The organism is Leptolyngbya iicbica LK (genome assembly GCF_004212215.1).
In the GTDB taxonomy this organism is placed as follows: domain Bacteria; phylum Cyanobacteriota; class Cyanobacteriia; order Phormidesmidales; family Phormidesmidaceae; genus Halomicronema; species Halomicronema iicbica.
Genome location: NZ_QVFV01000002.1, coordinates 190,667 through 209,593 on the forward strand (window position 1 = coordinate 190,667; position 18,927 = coordinate 209,593).

General features: G+C 56.7%; 16 protein-coding genes and 1 riboswitch. Of the genes, 9 read left to right on the forward strand and 7 right to left on the reverse strand.

Features of this window, described 5'->3' with window-relative positions; genetic code table 11:
* Window positions 1-73: 73 nt before the first annotated feature.
* Window positions 74-940 carry a 6-carboxytetrahydropterin synthase gene (locus DYY88_RS07965; RefSeq protein WP_039728581.1) on the reverse strand — a complete coding sequence of 289 codons (867 nt, stop codon included), beginning with the start codon at window positions 938-940 and terminating at the stop codon, window positions 74-76.
* Between the two features lie 386 nt (window positions 941-1,326).
* Window positions 1,327-1,422: riboswitch (Glutamine riboswitch) on the forward strand.
* Between the two features lie 49 nt (window positions 1,423-1,471).
* Here DYY88_RS07965 and pirA point away from each other — a divergent pair.
* Both pirA and DYY88_RS07975 read left to right on the forward strand, forming a co-directional pair.
* The gene (pirA, locus tag DYY88_RS07970) at window positions 1,472-1,885 is read left to right on the forward strand and encodes an arginine synthesis PII-interacting regulator PirA (RefSeq protein WP_039728579.1); all 414 of its coding nucleotides are present in this window, start codon (window positions 1,472-1,474) and stop codon (window positions 1,883-1,885) included.
* 244 nt (window positions 1,886-2,129) lie between these two features.
* Window positions 2,130-2,414: a hypothetical protein gene (locus DYY88_RS07975; protein ID WP_039728578.1), complete on the forward strand. Its 285-nt coding sequence runs from the start codon at window positions 2,130-2,132 to the stop codon at window positions 2,412-2,414.
* 30 nt (window positions 2,415-2,444) lie between these two features.
* Here DYY88_RS07975 and recJ read toward each other — a convergent pair whose 3' ends face one another.
* Window positions 2,445-4,781 carry a single-stranded-DNA-specific exonuclease RecJ gene (gene recJ, locus DYY88_RS07980; RefSeq protein ID WP_052288583.1) on the reverse strand — a complete coding sequence of 779 codons (2,337 nt, stop codon included), beginning with the start codon at window positions 4,779-4,781 and terminating at the stop codon, window positions 2,445-2,447.
* A 357-nt stretch (window positions 4,782-5,138) separates the two neighbouring features.
* On the opposite strand from recJ, the gene DYY88_RS07985 reads away from it, so the two are divergent.
* From DYY88_RS07985 to DYY88_RS07995, 3 genes are all read left to right on the forward strand, one after another.
* A complete protein-coding gene (locus tag DYY88_RS07985; protein WP_437438582.1) occupies window positions 5,139-5,507 on the forward strand; it encodes a DUF6679 family protein in 369 nt (122 codons plus the stop codon).
* 387 nt (window positions 5,508-5,894) lie between these two features.
* Complete coding sequence (locus DYY88_RS07990; protein ID WP_044151367.1) at window positions 5,895-6,440, forward strand: DUF4149 domain-containing protein; 546 nt, start codon at window positions 5,895-5,897, stop codon at window positions 6,438-6,440.
* 500 nt (window positions 6,441-6,940) lie between these two features.
* Window positions 6,941-7,648 carry a response regulator transcription factor gene (locus DYY88_RS07995; protein WP_201279062.1) on the forward strand — a complete coding sequence of 236 codons (708 nt, stop codon included), beginning with the start codon at window positions 6,941-6,943 and terminating at the stop codon, window positions 7,646-7,648.
* A gap of 291 nt (window positions 7,649-7,939) precedes the next feature.
* Here DYY88_RS07995 and DYY88_RS08000 read toward each other — a convergent pair whose 3' ends face one another.
* The 4 genes from DYY88_RS08000 to DYY88_RS08010 form a co-directional block, all read right to left on the reverse strand.
* Entirely contained in the window at window positions 7,940-9,613 is a 1,674-nt protein-coding gene (locus DYY88_RS08000) for an MBL fold metallo-hydrolase (RefSeq protein WP_084607146.1), read from the reverse strand.
* A gap of 142 nt (window positions 9,614-9,755) precedes the next feature.
* Window positions 9,756-9,878, reverse strand: a complete 123-nt coding sequence (locus DYY88_RS24860) for a DUF8629 family protein (RefSeq protein ID WP_039728576.1) — start codon at window positions 9,876-9,878, stop codon at window positions 9,756-9,758.
* Window positions 9,879-10,148: 270 nt separating this feature from the next.
* On the reverse strand, window positions 10,149-12,089 hold the full coding sequence (locus DYY88_RS08005; protein ID WP_044151366.1) for a GTPase family protein: 1,941 nt from the start codon (window positions 12,087-12,089) through the stop codon (window positions 10,149-10,151).
* Window positions 12,090-12,104: 15 nt separating this feature from the next.
* A complete protein-coding gene (locus DYY88_RS08010) occupies window positions 12,105-13,430 on the reverse strand; it encodes a YcjF family protein (protein WP_052288581.1) in 1,326 nt (441 codons plus the stop codon).
* Between the two features lie 195 nt (window positions 13,431-13,625).
* Between DYY88_RS08010 and DYY88_RS08015 the strand changes: the two genes are divergently transcribed.
* Genes DYY88_RS08015 through DYY88_RS24805 form a run of 3 tightly spaced genes read left to right on the forward strand, consistent with a single transcriptional unit; the run spans window position 13,626 to window position 16,519 of the window.
* Entirely contained in the window at window positions 13,626-15,044 is a 1,419-nt protein-coding gene (locus DYY88_RS08015; protein ID WP_039728574.1) for a hypothetical protein, read from the forward strand.
* Window positions 15,031-16,311, forward strand: a complete 1,281-nt coding sequence (locus DYY88_RS24450) for a tetratricopeptide repeat protein (RefSeq protein ID WP_207223313.1) — start codon at window positions 15,031-15,033, stop codon at window positions 16,309-16,311. Before DYY88_RS08015 ends, DYY88_RS24450 begins: the two co-directional genes overlap by 14 nt.
* Window positions 16,277-16,519 (forward strand): tetratricopeptide repeat protein, encoded by a 243-nt coding sequence (locus DYY88_RS24805; RefSeq protein WP_254712458.1) that lies wholly within the window; start codon window positions 16,277-16,279, stop codon window positions 16,517-16,519. Before DYY88_RS24450 ends, DYY88_RS24805 begins: the two co-directional genes overlap by 35 nt.
* A gap of 247 nt (window positions 16,520-16,766) precedes the next feature.
* Here the strand turns inward: DYY88_RS24805 and DYY88_RS08025 are convergent, their stop codons facing one another.
* Entirely contained in the window at window positions 16,767-16,979 is a 213-nt protein-coding gene (locus tag DYY88_RS08025) for a hypothetical protein (protein WP_039728572.1), read from the reverse strand.
* Window positions 16,980-17,105: 126 nt separating this feature from the next.
* On the opposite strand from DYY88_RS08025, the gene DYY88_RS08030 reads away from it, so the two are divergent.
* A complete protein-coding gene (locus DYY88_RS08030) occupies window positions 17,106-18,791 on the forward strand; it encodes a potassium channel family protein (protein ID WP_039728571.1) in 1,686 nt (561 codons plus the stop codon).
* Window positions 18,792-18,927 lie beyond the last annotated feature (136 nt).

Genomic DNA, 18,927 nt, shown 5'->3' on the forward strand with positions numbered 1-18,927 from the left:
TACGGCGAATTGAAATGGGCACAATGGCCAGGGCAGGCTCCCAATCGCCAACCCTGGTAACTCCCAACAGTGCTTACACGGCTGCCAATTCTGGGCGCGTAGACTCAGCGGTGGGCGTTAAGTCGGCGGTGCAGTAGACCTCAGCGGAGTTGTTGGGGCTCTCGATCAGCTTCACCTTATGCAGTTGAGCACCGGTTTGGGCGATGGGCTCTCGCAGCAGATCGCGAATGTGGACGGCGATGTTTTCTGCTGTGGGCACCACTTTTTCGAAGTAGGGAATGTCTTTGTTGAGGAAGGTGTGGTCAAAGGGTTCCACAACGTGATCATCAATGGCCTTTTGCAACTCCTCCAAATCCGCAATCATGCCTGTGCGGGGCTCAATTTCCCCCTTCACCGTCACTTCCAAATGGTAGTTATGACCATGGCCATTGGGGCGGGCGCACTTGCCGTAAATTTCGACATTTTCGTCGAAGCTCAACGTGGGCAACGCCAGTCGGTGGGCGGCGCTAAAGTGAGTGCTGATGGTGAGATAAGCTTCCATGTTATTTCCTGTGTATTCGGCCCAAAGTTCGGGATGTTCAAATAATTGGATTTTGGTGATAGGGAGATGGGGCGAGAGGCGCTGCCACAAGACCCGTGCCATATGCTCCGTGGTCGGCAGCGTGGCCTGAAATTCCGGCCAGACATCATTTAAATATGCGAAGTCAAGCTGACTGGTGACTTCTCGCTTGATGACCTGCTTTACATCAGACAGGTTCAGCACCATGCCGTACTCGTCCAGTTCACCCACCATCGACACGTACAGCACATAGTTGTGGCCGTGTCCTGGTGCCCGGCTACAGGGGCCAAACTTCGCTTGATTTTCAGCCTCGCTAAGTTCGGGCAGCCAATAGCGATGACTGGCCGAAAACTGAGCGCGGCGGTTAATGACGCATTCCATAAAAACAGCGCACCGTTTTGTTTACGTTCCGTAATGTTCCTGTTATCAGGATAGGCGATCGCTCTACCAATCTGAGACCTTTATCCGAACGGTCTGCCGTCTCTGATTCCGGTGAGACATTCCTAAGGAATCAGGATTTTATAAAATTCAAGTCTTGTCGCGCAGGCATCTTGCCTGCATTTGAACAGCCGAGACGGCTGCCCACACTTAATTTAATTCCCGTTCCTAAGGTAACGATTGACTGCGCGGCTTCTCATATTTCCCTCGATTGAGGAAATAAAGCCTTGGCACCAAAGCGATTGAGCCTCCATCCAAAGTATTACTTTTAGTTTCAGGGGTTGTTGACATAATCCCAAAAAAGTAAAATTGGATACAGATAATAAAAAATCGTTCATCCTGATTTGTGCTGTTTGGCAGCCAAGCGTCGAATTAATTGACGGCATTTGGGGACGGAAGTAGGGCTTTGCCCGAAGGAACGCGCCTCTTGATTGACTCACCTATTCAGACAAGTTTTAGGCTTGGAGGCGAAATATGAAACTTTGTTACCGGGGCGTCGAATACGACTACACACCTCCTGCGTTGGAGGTGTCTGAGAGCGAAATGTTAGGGCACTATCGCGGGCGGCCTTTGCACTTCTCTTATGTGCGCCATGTTCCCTTTCCTCAGCCCGAGGCCAATCTGACGTATCGCGGTACGCCTTATCACACCACTCGCCAAGGTGCTATTGAAGCGGTCGTACAGGTGAATAAAGCCCCGCAACAGGCTCAGTTTAAGCCGGTGTTTGACTCGATGGCAGCGGCCCGGCGCAGCTTGTTGCAAGAAGCCGCCGATATGCATCAGGCCAATATGAAGCGATCGCTAGAGCGGCGGATGCAAGTGGCTCAGGCCAAGGGCGATGATCGACTTTTACGTCAGTTAGAAGACGAAATGCATCAGTACGCCTAGCTTTCATCCTGTACCGGAAGTTATTTGCCAATGCCTCTCGCTCCTCACCAGGATCGGGAGGCATTGGCGTTTTCAGCAGATTCGGTTCTGGGTTGAGAATGTTGCCCCCATCCAATCAGTCCCCATTCCCAATACATCGATTTTCTGCATAGATGCAATCTGTGTTGTGCTTTGAATCTCCTTGTCCGGACCGCCTAAGGTGTGACCAACAGCAAATCGGTTCACCTTTTCAAGGAGGCAAGCAATGGTTTGTCCTAACGAAATTCAAGTTCGTCAGCAGTTAGAAAAAGCGTATCAGCGATCGCCCGCCACCCCATTTCGGTTGCAGATCTGGAGCTTTTTACGGCAGATTGGGGCCGCCTTAGTAGAGGAGTTGACCCGCGATCGCAACCAACCCCGAGTCAGCAAGTTTTACACCGTCGAGGGTGAAGCACGCTGGCATATTTATGACCCACACTCTGGCCAGAGATTTACTTACCCGTCTGAAAGCGACGTGCTGGACTGGTTGGAAACTCGCTATTCGCGATAGTCGCCACTCACGGCGGTACCATTGCCCGAACTAAGCGCTGGCTGAATTTGGGGGCATCGCCCCCAAGACCTGTTCCAAAATATCCACCGGCACCTCATAAAAGTATTGCTGGCGAAAGTGTTCTTCTTGCCAGGCGCTCAAAAAGCGGCGGGCAGCTTGCTGGTATTGCGTCGAGGTGGGCATTGTGGGCGGAGCCATCAGGCCGAGTTCATCCAGCTGGCGCTGCACTGTGTAGCCCAGGCTTTGCAGGGCCGCGATCGCGACATCGAAGGTGCGATCGCTGAGTCCTAGTTTGGCCTGTAGCGCTGCGATGGAGCGCCGTTCTCCGGTGCGGGCCAAGTACTTGGCGACGCCTAACAGCTGCTGCCACTGCAGCTCTGCCGCTAACGGCGAGGGGGGCGGATACGCCAGGGTGAGGTAATCATGGGCGCTGCGGTAAGGGACAAAATCTGACCAATCAGTCGGGCAGTGAAACATCGCTGGCGGCGGGGCAGCGTCCATCGCTGAATCGCGTTGGTCAATTAGCCAGGCCGTTTGACTGGGGGTGCCAGTCGCGCTTGCCACCGCCACTGGACGTAGATCCACCAGACGAGCTTCGTAGCGCTTCTTGTACATATTTACGTCGAGTTCGACGACTAGGTCGTAATGGCCCTCGGGCAAATCGGCGCGACGATGGCCCCACCAATGTCCTGAAAAGCGGGCCTCGGTGCTCGGGTCAACGATGTCAAAGCTGAGCTTGTGGTAGCGCTGTTTGCCGCCCCGACGATCTTTCAAGGTTTCTTCCCAGAGGTTGGTGATTTGGACCTGTCGCAGCAGCAGTCGCGGCGTGGGATTGCCCATTCCGTAAGGTTCGAGCAGCTTCAGCGTCCGAAAGAGGTCTTTGCCCAAGTCAGTGACGGTGACTTCGCAATCCACCCTCAGGGGGGGCGGTTGAGTGAGGTCGGTGGTCGGTAAGTAGGCCCGCACGGCACGATTTAATCCGGCAGACAGCAGGGGTAAATTTTCGACGGGCAGGGTCATCCCGGCGGCAAAGGGGTGTCCCCCAAAGCTCGTTAATAGATGATCTTGCGCTTTGACTAGGGCGTACAGATCAATCTGGTGCACCGATCGCGCGGAGCCGCGGGCCATTAATGGCTGACCGGGAGCAGCCGTGGTTTTCGTTTGAAAGAGGATGGTGGGGCGATCGTATTCCTGGGCGATTTGGCTCGCGACCAGTCCTAATACGCCCGGTGACCATTGCGGATCGCTGAGCAAAATGACCTGGGTGGTGCTGAGATCAAGCTGTGCCAGCTGCAGTTGGGCCTGATGGAGCACGTTGGCTTGCAGTTCTTTGCGGCGGGTGTTGGCGAGTTCGGCCTCTAAGGCGAGGGCTTCGGCCTGGCGGCGATCGCGGCTGGTCAGCAGCTCTACCCCAAAGCTGGCATCGCCATGAATGCGACTCACCGCGTTGATGCGGGGACCAATGCCAAACGCGACATCCGAGGGGCGATCGCCCGTGCGTTTGCAAAATTCCAGCAGCTTGGTCACGCCTGGCCGCACTCCGGTTTGGGCTTGGGCTTCCAATACTTGCAAGCCCCGCTGAGTGAGATAGCGACAGTCTCCCCGCAGCGCCACCAGATCGGCAATCAGCCCGATCGCCACCAAATCTAGCAGCACGGTTAACGGCTGTTGGGGGATCTCTGGCAAGGCGGCGTACAAGGCTTCCATCAGCTTATAGGCGACGGCGACACCCGACAGGTCAGCGAGGGGGTGTCCCTCGGGTAGTTGTCGGGGATTGATCAGGGCAATGATGGGTGGGCGCGACTCCGCCAAGGTGTGGTGGTCGGTGACGATGACGTCCATCCCCAACTCAGCGGCATAGGCTAACTCCGTGGTGGCGGTGCTGCCGGTGTCGCAGGTCACCACTAGGTTGCAGCCCCATGCAGCCAACTCGTCCAAGCCCGCGATCGAGAGACCATGAGACTCCGTAAAGCGATTGGGAATGTAGTAGCGCAACCGTTCGGTTTGGGGAAAGAATTGGCCCAACCCTTCCCAGAGAACGGCGGTGGCCGTCAGGCCATCGGCATCAAAATCTCCCCAGATGGCGACTTTTTCCTGCTGCTGGTGAGCCGTACTGAGGCGCGCGATCGCTCTCGTCATTTCTTCGCCAAACGCGCCCGGCGCTGTCGGTTCATACACCGCCGCATCCAGATAGCCCCGAATTTCGTTGAGTTGCCGCCAGCCGCGCTGCCAAAGCAGTTGGCCGACCAGTTCAATAAATGGCGTCGGCCAATTCTGGTGGGCGGCCCAGGCCGCAAACTCGGCTTGCCACTCAGCCGGTGGCAAGTCACGGTCATCTAAATGCCATTGAAATCGAGGAAAAGTCATCTTTAACGCATCGTCCCACGGGGGCCATCAACGAGATTGTGCCGACAGCCAACAAGTAGCAGTGGCGCTAAATCGTCCGCAGCAATTGATCCTAGCGAATCCACTTAAGTGTAGCGGCGGTTACGTGAGCGTTAGCGTCTGCCCCGCGATCACCCCATCAATATCCTGCGGACCTAAACTACCGTGAAGATGTAGCGGATTTGGGGCGTTTATGCCACGCAATTGGACGAGTCGCCTTAGACTGTAAGGAGTCGTTTATCCTTGTCAAAAGAGTTACGCGCATTCCTATCTGCAAGTTTTGGGTTGACGGACGTTAGGCGTCTACAGTCTTAGCCAAGATATCTATCAGGTAGCTACTTGAGCATCTATTTTCCGCCCCGTTTGAATGTCACGATTAAGGAGTACGGTTACATGCTTCACCGCAAGATTTATCAACTTTGCTGTGAGGGTAAAGAGGTTTGGATTTTCTTACGGGACCAACAGCGCTGGCTTGAACGCGCCACGATCTTAGATATTGAGGGCGACCTCGTCACCGTGCGGTATGAAACCGACGAAGAAGATGAAATTTGTTCTTGGGAAGAGCTCATCCGGCTGGAAAGCATTGGGTCGGTTATGCAGCGGTTGGCCGCAGTTCCCCGAGGCGAATTTGACTTTCCCATGACTGACGATTGCCCCGAGAATGAGCAACTCTCGGATCCGCCGCGCCGCGAATCAAACCCCGATTAGGACTATTTTCACCCGATCTGAACAGGTTGGTGGCGCTAACATCGCTGCCAACCTGCTTTCGTGATCGAGAAGTTTTATCTCATCCCAATTTAATCTACTCCATCTAGTCATTAAGTCAGAGTTGGGATGGCGCTGCAAAAGTGTTGCTTGGGTTAATGATACAGAGCGTTAATTAGTAAAACACTCAACCACATTTGTTTAAGTTCTTTCATCTAATCTTGGGTGAACACAACAGTTCATGTCAGCTTGGGCCGGAAAGCCATGGAAGGTCGGCAAAATGAAAGGTATCGTCCCCTCAATACATTGCAGTTGGTGAGTAATCGTCACTACCGATAATGATGTTTCTGCAATCTTAGGGGCGGCCGTTTTCTTGGATCGATAATCATCATGCTTTCTCAATCGAATTTCTCTCGCCCTACTTGGACTCCTTGGGTGCTCGCGATCGCGGCTTTTTGGCTCAGCAGTAATCTGTTGCTCGACTTTTTAGTCATGCCGATCATGTATGTCTCTGGCATGGCCGCTGATAGCAATTTCGCGATCGCGGGTTATTCCTTGTTTTGGTCATTCAACCGGGTCGAACTGCTGTGTGCAGCCGTACTGCTGACGGGGATTTTAGCCATGCAGCATCGTCCGCAAGAATTTGAGGTTTGCCATAGCGGTAGTCGCTGCCGCTGGGCACTGGCATGTGGCATCGCCCTGTTAGGACTGATCTTGGCCGATGCTTACATTCTGGCGCCGCAAATGAGCGCGATGGCCTTTGACTTAGAAAATGCCCGGCAAAGTGCCTTTGCTCCAGTCATGGCGGGGATGCACAGTCTCTATTGGCTGTCGGAAATCTGTAAGCTCGCCTGCCTCGGCGGTTTGGCATGGCTATTGTTCAGTGATTTACGCTCGGGCAGCGAACCTTATGCCACGGTCGATATTGCGGCCTAGCGGACTCGAATCTCTCCTAGCTATGGTTGGGGTTGGGGATATTGGCCCCGCTTTGTCCGGAGCAATCATCCCCAATGACATCCCATAACCCGCTCCAGGCCCCCGGCCCCTGCTGAATGACCCGATCCGAAGGTCGCGTCTCAGGGATCGGGGGCCTCTGCTTGAGGAATCGCGCGATTACCATTGTTTGGGGTGGTGCGGCAGCCGCATGACGCTTGCCCTCAACATCAGCCGGTCAGGGGACGGTGTCCCCGAACGACTGTCAATTATATTGGGGAGGCTCATCAGGCACCCGCCTCTTAATCGCTGTAGAGTGGCCTGCTAGCGTTTTGGAGTGTTGCTTTGGCGATCTCGGTGGGTCAGAGCCTTACCATCGGCGAACTTGGGCAATGCTGCTATGTGCTGCGTGGGGGCACGGTGTACACAGCAAAGGGCACTGTAATGGGGCGGCCACTTGGCGTTAAAGTTAAGGGACAGCAACGTGGTCATAGGGTTGAGCGATGAGTGAAGAAATCACAGGAAAAGTGCTACTGGTCGATGATGAGGCGGGGCTGCGCGAAGCTGTGCAGACTTATCTGGAAGACAGCGGTTTTAACGTTGAGGTCGCCAGCAATGCTACGGAAGGGTGGGAAAAGCTGCAGCTCTCAACCCCGGACGTGCTGATCTCTGATGTCATGATGCCCCAGGTTGACGGCTACCAGTTCCTGGGACAAGTGCGCGAAGACCCCCGCTACAAGTCGTTGCCAGTGATCTTTTTGACGGCGCGGGGCATGACCAGCGATCGCATTCAAGGTTACAGTGCCGGGGTCGATGCCTATTTGCCCAAACCCTTTGATCCGGAAGAGTTGGTGGCGATCGTCAGCAACCTGATCGAGCGGCAAGATGCGCGGACGCCAGAAGGGGGCAACTTGCCCGATATTGCTGCCATGGCGAAGCAGATTGAAGAAATCAAGGCGTTGCTTACGCAAAAAGGGAGCATCAGCAAAACTCCGTCGCCGATTCGGATTGATTTCACCCCTCGCGAGCAAGACGTTTTGAACCGTGTGGCCGAAGGGTTGATGAACAAAGAGATCGCGAGTCGCCTGGATACCAGCGTGCGCAATGTCGAAAAATATGTCAGTCGCTTATTTAGCAAAACCGGCACCAACAGTCGTACGGAGCTGGTGCGCTATGCGCTAGAACACGGCTTAGTGACGGATGACGACTAGTGCGCTGTCCTGTCAGGGCTAAAATTTGGCGGCGCTGTTGCGTGGGTCAAACTGAGGAATTGGAATTAAATTAAGTGTGAACAGCCGTCTCGGCTGTTCAAGAGCAGGCAAGATGCCTGCCCGACAAAACTTGAATTTTATGAAATCCTGATTCCTTAGTGCGACCTGCAAGGCTACTGGCTCTGTGGGTCTCGTAAACTCGACACCACACTACCAACCCGACCAACCCGGATATTTAGATTTGACGCTGCACTCGGCTCTAAATGCCGGAACGGGTAGACTTTCTGACGGTTAGCCGACATCAGCCTGACTGCCAGACTTAAAGGAAAACTCGGGGCAGTAGCCTTCGGCGGCGACGGGAAAGTTGTGCATGGGGGAAGCCGGATTGCCGCAGCGGGGTTGTTGCCAGTAGCTGCAATTAAAGCAGCACTGCACCGAGGCATTCAGAGTGGCGGGAATATTGGCCTGACGCATCAGTGACTGTTGGCTCACCCCCCGCACGATCAAATCATTGCCTTGCCAACGAATTTGCACGACGCCGGTATCGGCCAGGCGGCTCCAGCGCGGATCGTCGCGAATTTCGGGTGGCAGGGTCAAAATGATGCCGTCGGCTGAGGTGTCGGCGACTTCCCCTTCAAATACGGTGTCTGGCGCAGCGGGCTGCAGGAAGGTATCGCTGGTGGGCAATTCCACTGTTTGATGGGCCGATGGCAAGTGCAGCTTATAACGGCTTTGCAAGTCTTCGAGGCTGGCGAGGTCGGCCAAAAAGCTGGGCGAGCCATGGACAAACAGAACGTGATGGGGCCGCAGGTTATGAATAAGTTGAGTGGTGCCCGCGCCATCGCTGTGGGCGCTGAGCAAGTACGTTTCGAGATAGGCTTGCCCCTGCTCAAATTCGTCACTCAAATGTTCGAGCCAGGCCAGGGTGGCTTGGTAGTGGTCATCGTGATCGAGTCCGGCGTTGACCACGCTGTTGGCGAGGTCGTCGGGCAGGAAAATGCGCCAGGGCCGATCGCCCCATTGAGCTAATTCACTGAGGTCAGCATTTTGGTAGCCAATGACGATGGTGGGATGCCCTGGATCTTGCGGTAAGGGCTGAGGCAGGCGCTGGATGCGCGGCAAAATGCGATCGTCCCAAAAGAGGGGTTGATGCCGCGCAAAGTTCTGCACATTGCTGGGCAGGTGGGGCAGCAATTCCAGATAGATGTCGCAGGCTTCGGCCACCCAACCATCGACCCAAATCGTGACATCCTTACCGGTGAAATGATGATGGCTGCGCAAAAGCATGAGCAGCTCTTGCCCCAAGCCGATGAGGGGCACAGGGAGCAAAATATTGTGTCCAGCAGCCAGGACTTGGTTCAGCTGGTCGGCGAGGCGATTTTCTTGCTGGCGACGATGGGGATAACGAGCGGTGCCCTGGGTGCCTTCAACAATGAGGGCGTCGGGTTTGAGTCCCCGCAGTTCATCCAGGGGCAAGCCATCGGCCAAGCGGGAATTGGAGAGGAAAAAGTCGCCGGTATAAAAGACGCGGTAGGTCTGGTCATCGGCGGCGTAGGTGATGAGGACGCAGGCAGCACCGGGCAGATGGCCCGCAGGCCAAAGCTGGGCAGTGAGCCCGGGGGCCAATTCAACTGTCTGCCGCCAAGGCAGCCGTTGACAAAAGTCGGCTCCATTGGGCAAAGACACTTCCGGCCAGTTGAGGGGCAACAGGTCAGCGGTCGCGGCACTGCAATAGATGGGCAGGTGGGGCCAACGCTGATGGAGCTCTAGAAGAGATCGCCCATGGTCGGGATCAGCATGGGTGCAAAAAACGTAGTCGACCGGCATCGACTCATCGCCATCCATAAACTCCAGGGTTGTGAGTCCACAATCCAACAGAATGCGATAAGGGCCGATTTGCAATTGTAGGCAGATGCCCTCGTCCGCATGACCGACACCGTAGGGCAAACAAGATAAAACGTTCACCGACTCACTATCTAGCCTGATAGACCCGTAACAACAACCAAACCCAAGTTACATGGCTAACGCAAAAACTGCAGCAGCGATGACGGCGTCCCCCCCCGGTGCAAAACCACGCTGAATCAGGTCAGACTTTGCGAGCTGCTGTTTAGTGAGCCGAGCCGTTGCCGTGATAATCGTCGGTGTCGTAAAAGCCGTTGCGGGTGCCAAAGAACAGGGTGGCAACGACAAAAATGCCCGTAAGCACTAACAGAATTGCTTTGATATCCATATCGATCAAATAAGTGCATTGAAGTGATTGAATTTTAGTTGACGAACCCAAGATTGGCGCAGTTGTTGGAACTATCGCCCAAATAAATGCCAACTGATCCGAACTGCGATGATCCTACCAACGGACTTCAGTGATTTTATGAACCTTAATATGGGCTTTGGAAATGTCAGCGATCGCCCTGGCCAATCCCTTGAATGACTACTATCACTAGCATTGAGCTGACACTATGATGGACGGCGGTGAGCGGCGGGGCGGGCCTGTCGCGATCGCTCACGGTTCGACGGTGGTCGCATGGCGAAGGTTGTCGGGCAGGGCGTCGGCTTGATCGAGGTAATGCTCAAAGCGCGTTTTCAACCCGTCACTGGTGAGGTCTTGAGTCCAATATTCCACCAGAGCTTGTCCCCAGGCCCAGGCGTTGTGGGTGGGGGGGCGATCGCTGCCCTGTAGCAAGAGGGGCCACAGTTTCAGAATTTCGCCCGGTCTGAACAACGTGCTGGATTCATTGAGGAGCCCCGCTAGTTCGTAAGTGAGCATCATTTTGCTGATCACGACAGGTCCCTGCTCAGCGGGAATTGACTGAGCTAACAAGGTGCCCAACTCGGCGCTGCCCGTAAAGCGGGCGGAAATGACCGCGAAGAGCGGGGTTTTGACCAGGGCAATAATGCCTTGACCGCTAGCCATTTGCAGGGCATACCGTTCGACCAGGCGAATGGCGGCGGCAATGCGGGCCTCGCGACTGCGGAGAAACTGTGCCAATCGTTCGGACTTGGCGGGGGCGATGATATCGATCAGACTCATGGCCAGGGCATCGGCTCCCCAAGCGGTTCGTGAGTCGGCGGTGGATTGGGTGACGATCGGCAACGCTTGCTGCACCCACTGGCCCAACTGTTCCTCGCGATAGGCGATCGCGGCGCGGATGTTGCGTTCTTTGGGGCGATCGCCCGTTTGCCAGTCGTAGGGGGGCTGCCATTCGCGGATGGGGCGCAGGCGATCGGCCTGGGTCATCACCAACAAACTGGGGACGGTCTGCCCTGAGCGCGCCACCTCATCCAGGAATAGGGCGTCTGCCTCTAGGGCGGGGTCCAGAGCGGGATTCACCAGCAAAATCACATCGGCTTGGTGAGCTTGTTCGAGTACCTGCGCCCGCAATTCGACCTGATCGACTTGCTCATAGCCCGGCGTATCCCACAGGTTCAGCACTTCGTCACTGGGCGTTTGCCACTGATATTGGGTGATCTGGTCGGTGCTGGGCAGCACATCCACCGCCGCCCGATCTTGTTGAAACAGGGTGTTGATCAGGCTGCTTTTGCCTGCGCCCGTGCGTCCCACCAGCAACAAGTTGAGGGGCGCGGTGGCGATCGCCTGGGTGGGGGTGGCCGCTTCCATCAGCTCGCGCAATGTTTGGCTTTGGGTTGCCGACTGACCGGAGGGCTGATACGCAAGGGCGGCGTCACCGCCATAGAGGGCGATCGCCCGCTTGCACAACAGCGTGAGGGCTGTTTCCCGCAGGGTTTGGCTGAAGTTGGTGAGCAACTGCTGGTTGGCCTGCATGCCCAGGGGCCGACCGACTTCGCGCACCACTGCCCCAATGGGATTCCACAGCCAGCGACTCAAATCCACCACCGTCCACAAGCGCTTGAGGGGCGTTTCCCAAGCGCGGTAGGTCTCATAGGTTTGGTACACCTGGGCAACGGTCACTTGGTTGAGGGTGGGGGCGGCAACGCTGATGTAGCGATCCAGATCATCCACCGTGCCGCGAATCAGGCCATAGGCCTGGGGAATATAAATGTTGAGCAGGGGATATTTTTCTTCAGGATGGTAGAGGTTGGCAATGTCACGAATGAGGGTCTGGCTGCGTTGGGCAAAGGTGGCCCAGTCTTCCCACAGGGGCGCATCGTCGCGGGCCGCTTCTAACGTTTGGCGCAGGATCGCTTCGATCTGCTCGGGGGGCACTTTTTGCGCCGTCTCGCTGAGGTCGTCTTGCAGCTGCGATCGCACCGTCGCCAAACTCTCTTGCAGGGCGACTTCATCGGGTTTCGTCCACTGACCCAGCAGCCACCGCCACAGCACCAACACCAGCGCCACCAGCGCCCACACCCAACTCAAGCCCCACGTGTGCAACTGCATTCCGGCCAGCACCGCCCAACTGCCTACCACCAGCCCAGGAGGAATCGCGAGGACAATCCATTGCCAACGGCGTAACTTCCACATGATGCGACTCCTCTCCTAATTCTCGTCCGACTCTGGATTCTCGTCCGACTCTGGGGGATCGGCCTCCGGGGCGGTGGCGGGGTCAGTGGCCGGGGGGGAATCCGGTGGGGCGATCGCCGCGTTCGGTGGGGCCTCAGAGTCAGGCGTCGATGGGGATTGGGCCGCTTGCCAATCGCTCTTGGCCTGCTGAAAGGTTTCGCTCATCATGGCTTGAATGGCCTCGGGATCAGGCGTTTTGCCCGCCATCAAATCGCCAAAGTAGAGACAGGCGCCTTCGCCCAGCGCCCAGGTATACCCTACGGCCCAGGAGGTGGCGACCACGCTGCCAATACCGGGGATAAACTTCACCAGTTCGCGCCCCACCGCCTGGGCAAAAAAGCCGCCCGCCAGGGTGCCAATCACCCCCAGGGCTTGCCCAAAGGTGAGGGTTTGTTTGTAAACCCGTCCCAGCGCCGCCACCATCGAAATTTGCAGACTGGTGAGCACCGGCATCGTCGCAAAGGGCAGGGGCACGGCAGCCGTGACTCCAGCCATGACAGCAAAGGCGCTGATGTAGCGCCGGGCGACACGACGATACAAGTCACCGATCGCTTTCCCCTGGGCATCGGTTTCCAAGATTTGGTGAATGGCTTGGGCCTGGGCCTGGGGCAGCAGGTCGTTCAACGTCTCGCGCAGGGCGGGCAACCCGTAAAAGACGGGATCAAAGCCATCCTCTTCTAAGGTGAAATCGAGCAGCAGGGTGCGATCGCTCACGTTGGCAAAATTTTCGCTGGTGGTGTGGGCGGCGCGGGAGATGGCCTCATACTGCGGGGGATACTCGGGGTGATCGTCGGTGGGTGAGGGATACAGCTCGTGCAGGCAGGTCAGCACCAGCAGACAGGGAATGTGGGGAAAGTCTTTTTTGAGTTGGGCAATCATTTGCCGCAGGCTATCGTTGGCGAAGTCGGTGATTTTGATCGTCAGCATGAAGATGCGCGATCGCGCCACATCCCGCCGCAGCGTCTCCGTCAAATCCTCCACAATCGCCTCGGGATCGCGTTCCACATCCCCCAGCCCCACCGTGTCGGTAAAGATGAGCAACGGCAGCTCTGCCGACGGGTAGGGATATTGCTGGGTGCTGCGGGTGTGGGGCTGAAACCCCTGACCCACGATATCTGCCGATTGCCCGGTCATACCTCGCACAATGGAACTTTTGCCTGCTTGGGGCTTGCCCAGCAAAATCACCTCGGTGGTCGGCAGTTGTTGCCGCACCGCTTCTAAATGCTCGGCAATCTGCGCTTCGTTAACGGTGAAGCGCTGCCAGAGGTTTTGAACGGGCCTGAGAATCCTTTTTGCAAACACACTGACCTACCGTGCCACGACTTCTTCATTAGGATAGAAAATCCTCTCTCAGCGATCGGCATTCAGTCAAAAAAGTTGTCCTTAGGATATTGGCGCTGACAAAGGGCGAGCCAGACGCAATAACGATTTGCCTGAGCTGAAATCGTAGAATCGAATACGATTGAGGCATATGACTGCCCACCCGCGATCGCCCCTATGTTGCAAACTACAGCCGCCCAATCTCTCGACGAGATTTACCGCACCCTGCGGCCGGAACCGCTGGACACTCCGGCAGCGCTGGCGGCGTTTTATCAAGAGGCGATCAACCAAACTCGCGGTGGTGACAAAATGCGGCGGATTCGCCTGCGTTTGAACCGGGCCGCTCAAGACGGTATCCCCTTCAAAGCTTGCATTATGGGGCATCGGGGCGTGGGTAAATCGACGGAACTCTCGCGACTGATTGAACAAGTGAAGGGGGAGTTTCAGGCGGTGCGCTTTAGTGCGGTAACAGCCCTTGACCCTAGCAACTTTCGCCCGCTGGATGTGGTGTTGCTGCTGATGGCAGAGGTGGCCGAGCAAACGGCGAAGCCTGTTGCTGAAGGTGGGGCGGGAAAGCCCCCGTCGGACTATCGGTTGCAGGAAATCTGGGATTGGTTTGCCTCAGAGGAGCGGGTGCGCACGGAAGCGCGGGAAATGGCGGCGAGTGTGGAAGCGGGTGCGGGCGTCCAGGCGGACTCCCTATGGGGCCAGATTTTAGGCTTGTTTGCCGCGTTGAAAGGGGAAATTAAGTATGCTTCCACCCGCGAGAAAACGGTCGTCGAATATCGGGTGAGTCGGCTGTCTTCCCTGATTGCGGTGGCGAATAAGCTACTCGACGAGTGCAATCGGCTGCTACGGGAAGCGACGGGTAAGCAGTGGTTGTTGGTTGGCGAAGATTTTGACCGCGCCGGGATTCCCAGTGCCCGCATTGAGGAACTGTTCATCACCTATGCCAATATTTTTCAAGATTTGCGAGCGCACCTGATCTTCAACCTGCCGATTGGGCTGTATTACTCCACCGATGGGGCTCAACTTCCCTTTGCCACCGACTGTAGCTTTGTGCTGCCCGACACCCCGGTGTACACCCTCGAACATCAGCCGAACGAGGGCGGTCGTCAAGCTCTCGTAGAGGTATTGACCGCTCGGATGGACGTTAACCTATTTGCGCCGGAGCAGATGCAGCGGGCGATCGTGGCATCGGGGGGCAACCTGCGGGACTTGTTTGCGCTGGTGAACTATGCAGCAGATAGTGCCCTACTGCGGGATGACCCCGACCCCAAAATTGACGCGGCGGATATTACTGGGGCGATCGTCAATTTGCGCAGTGAATATGAGCGGCGACTGGGCCAAAGTCCCTTTGACCAGGAAGACATTACCTACGAACAGAAAGCCGAGCGTTTGCAGGCCGTTTACAGCGGCGATAAAGCGGCGCAGGTGCCCGACCCGGTGCTCTATTCGTTGCTCAATGCCCGGGCGGTGCAAGAGTTCAATGGGCAGCGCTGGTTTGGGGTGCATCCTCTGGTGGTGGATGTGTTGGCCGGGCAGGGGCGGGTAGAACGCTTGGCCTCGGGGGAGGTGCCCGGTGGTGCGCTCTGAGCCGTCGCGGCAACCGGGCAGCATGGCTGATATTGCCGGACGCCTGACCCTGTGGGCGCGGCGTAATCCCCAGGGCTTGGTGCGGGTGGAATACAGTTCCGAATTTGCCCGCCGGGAAGTTTTGCAGCGGGTGCAGGCAAAACTGGCGCAACTGTCTGGCGAGGCCATTGCTATGACCGAGGTGGCGCTGCCGCTGAACCAGGCCGCCGATGCGGTGGTGGCGAACTTGCTGCAACAGCTAGAGCAGGTAGCCGCAGATGCGCCCCATAGCGTCGTCTCCATTACCGGGTTTGCGACCGCCTTTCGCCACCAGGATGCCTGGCCCGATGCCCTGCGGGTGGTGAACTTTAATCGAGATCGCTTTGCGGCCCTGCCCCTGCGGCAGATCTGGTGGTTTACCCCCGCTATTTTGCAAACGGCGGTTCACGCCATGCCGGACCTCAACAGTTGGTTTAGCCAGCGCTTGCAGTTGACCGAGTCCGTCGCCCCTACTGACTTGACGGCAATCAACCTCGCAACCGATACGCCCACCGCCAATATCGACGACGCTCGCCAGCGGGCGCAGACTCTGGTGGCGCAGTTTCATCAGGCGCAGCAAGCTGGGGCACCGGATGCGGAGTTGTTGAAAACCTATCTGCTCCCAGCGTTGGAGGCCCTGGCGGAAGCAAGCACCCAGCGGGACTTGCGGGAATTGGCCGGGGAATTTGAAGGCTGGCTGAGCCGTCTGAAGCTGCCAGACTCCCCCGATTTGGCCCAAAGCCTGGATCGCTTGGCGCGAATTTATGCAAAGCAGGGACGCTATCGCGAAGCGTTGCCGCTGTATCGTAAAGCCCTCAAAATTCGTGAGCAGCAGTTGGGAGCAGACCATCTCGATGTCGCCACCAGCCTGAATAATCTGGCGTTGCTGTACCGGAAGCAGGGGCGCTATGGCGAGGCCACACCCCTCTATCTGCGATCGCTGCAAATCATGGAACAGCAGTTGGGGGCCGACCATCCTAATGTCGCCACCAGCCTGAATAATCTGGCGGCGCTGTACCAGGCTCAGGGGCGCGATGGCGAGGCCGAACCCCTCTTTCAGCGATCACTGCAAATCCGTGAACAGCACTTAGGGGCTGACCATCCTGAGGTCGCCACCAGCCTGAATAATCTGGCGGCGCTGTACCATGCCCAGGGGCGCGATGGCGAGGCCGAACCCCTCTACCTGCGATCGCTGCAAATTGATGAACAAGTGTATGGGGCTGACCATCCTGAGGTCGCCACTCCGTGAACAGCAGTTGGGAGCCGACCACCCCAGTGTCGCCATCAGTCTGTGGAATATTGCGGCTCTTTATCTCAGCATGGGACGGTTAGAAGACGCCAAACCGATCATCACCAGAGCCGTGCAAATTTTTGAGCAACGCCTGGGATCTGACCATCCCTACACGGTTGGGGCGCGGCAGTGGTGGCAAAAGATTCATGGGGGGGCGGCGGAGTAGAGCACCCCGGTTTCTTCAAGCAACCGGGGTGCTGGGCAGGCGACGTTGGCAGCGGGGCAGGGCGATCGCCTCTCCGACCACCCCACCACCCCGGCCATCTTGCAGCAGCTCCGCACCGAGGGGACGGGTTCTTCCGAAGAACCCGTCCCCTGAACCCCAACCAACCTGCTCTCTGGGCTCCCTGCCAATGACTCGCTTTGCAACCCCTAAATGTGCTAGCGGTGATGCTCAAAAGTTTTGGATCCCACTATTCACGAATGACCTGCGACCCGTAGACTAACAATGGTGCAGATGGGCTGCTGTGGAGCGGCACTGAAAAACAATACTCGGCTTGGCGCTTTAAGTTGCCCGTCGGCAGTTGTTCAAAGCCGGAGCCGGAGCGATCGCACTCCCCACCCGCCTGCTTGACTCCAGGGTTTGCGGCTTGGTTGGTTGCGGCCGCGATCGCAACCAATGCCATGACGGATGAGGAAACGGTCAAAAAGCGAGCAGACGTATCTAAAGCTACAACATGTTTAGAGTGCCCCTAGACACTATTAGAAAGAAGCGGATGCGGTGTCTCCAGCATCCTGCCATCAACGACTAAATGAAGCCAAAAATCATTGTCTGCGGGTTAGGAAATACAGGTTATCGGGTCTTTTCGCTATTGCGGCAGCAGGGTGCCCACGTAGTTGGCATCAGCTCGCAACCCATCGATGAAGAGCATGTCGTGGTCGGCGATTTGCGATCGCCCGACGTTTTGGTGCAAGCGGGCATCCACGACGCTTCGGCCTTGCTGTTGATGACCTCAGACGATGCTCTGAATCTGGCGATCTTGACCCAGGCACGGGTGCTCAATCCGCGCATTCGCATCATCAACCGCCTCTTGAATACGGGCTTGGGCAGTCGTCTCGACCAAACCCTCTCGTACCACGTCTCCATGAGTGTGTCGGCGCTGTCTGGCCCCATCTTTGCCTTTGCGGCTTTGGGCAACACTGCTATCGGCCAGATTGATTTGATGGGGCACAACTGGCCCATGTACGAAGAATGTATTGATGCGAATCATCCCTGGAACGGCATGGTGTTGCGGCATCTGTGGGAAAACCGCGATCGCATGTTGATTTATTACCAAGCCGCTGGTCAGAAAGTAGACTTGGTTTCGGCGGTTTTACAAGATCACCAATTAGCCGTTGGCGATCGCTTGATCATCGCGACGCGCCCTTCCCCTAGCCGGATGCAGCGCCTCACTTGGGAGCGGCGGATTCGCAGCTTTTTAGCCGGGTTACGCCAATTTCGGCGACAGAGCCAGGCCGCGCTTGCCATTACGCTAGTGCTCTTTTTCTTGATTACTGCGGCCACCCTGATTTACATCAGCGTCAACTTTAATATTGCGATCGCTGATGCCCTCTATTTCACCGTGGGCATGTTGACGGGGGCAGGCGGCCACGAAGAAGTTGCCGAGCAGGCGCCCGTTGCCATCAAGGTGTTTACCGCCATCATGATGCTGGTGGGAGCGGGGGTCATCGGGGTGTTCTATGCCCTGCTGAATGATTTGGTGTTGGGCACCCATTTTCATCAGGTGTGGAATGCGGTGCAATTGCCGCAACGTCATCACTACATTGTTTGTGGCCTTGGGGGCGTAGGCTTTCAAATTGCACGCCAGCTCAAACTGGGCGGCCACGATGTCGTGGTGATCGAGCGTGATGCCCAAGGCCGCTTTGTGAACAGCATACGCGCGTTAAAAATTCCGGTAATTTTGGGCGATGCCAGCCTGCCCGATACCCTCAAAGAGGCCCGCATTACCACCGCCGCTGGCCTCTTGGCCGTGACCAGTTATGACACTGGCAACCTCGAAATCGCCCTCGCCGCTAAAAGCCTGGCTCACCAGCTGCCCATTGTGGTGCGCAATCAAGACCCCAACTTTGCCCGCCAGGTGCAGCAAGTCTTTGAGTTTGAACAGGTGATGAGTCCCACCGAATTGGCGGCCCCCTCGTTTGCGGCGGCGGCGCTGGGAGGGCAAGTATTAGGCAGCGGCATCACCGGCCAGAGTTTGTGGGTGGCGCTAGGCGCGTTAATCACGCCGGGCCATGCATTTTTTGGCAAACGGGTGACCGACATTGCCCAAGAAGCCGATCTGGTGCCGCTGTATATTCAGACGCCCCAGGGAGCGCTCCACGGATTCGACCTGTTCTCCCACACGTTGGATAACCAAGACGTCTTGTATCTCACCATTCCCGCTAACAAGCTGGAAGAACTCTGGCGCACCGTGCCTTCGCAAGTCTCTACCCGGTAAGGGCGCGGTACAGCACAACCTCTCTGGTTTTGGGCTACCGTGTATACATAAGTCTTGAAACCCTTGCCGTCATGGCTTTACCCTCATCCCCCAACCCCTTCTCCCAGAGCGGGAGAAGGGGAGCCGGAAAGCTTTG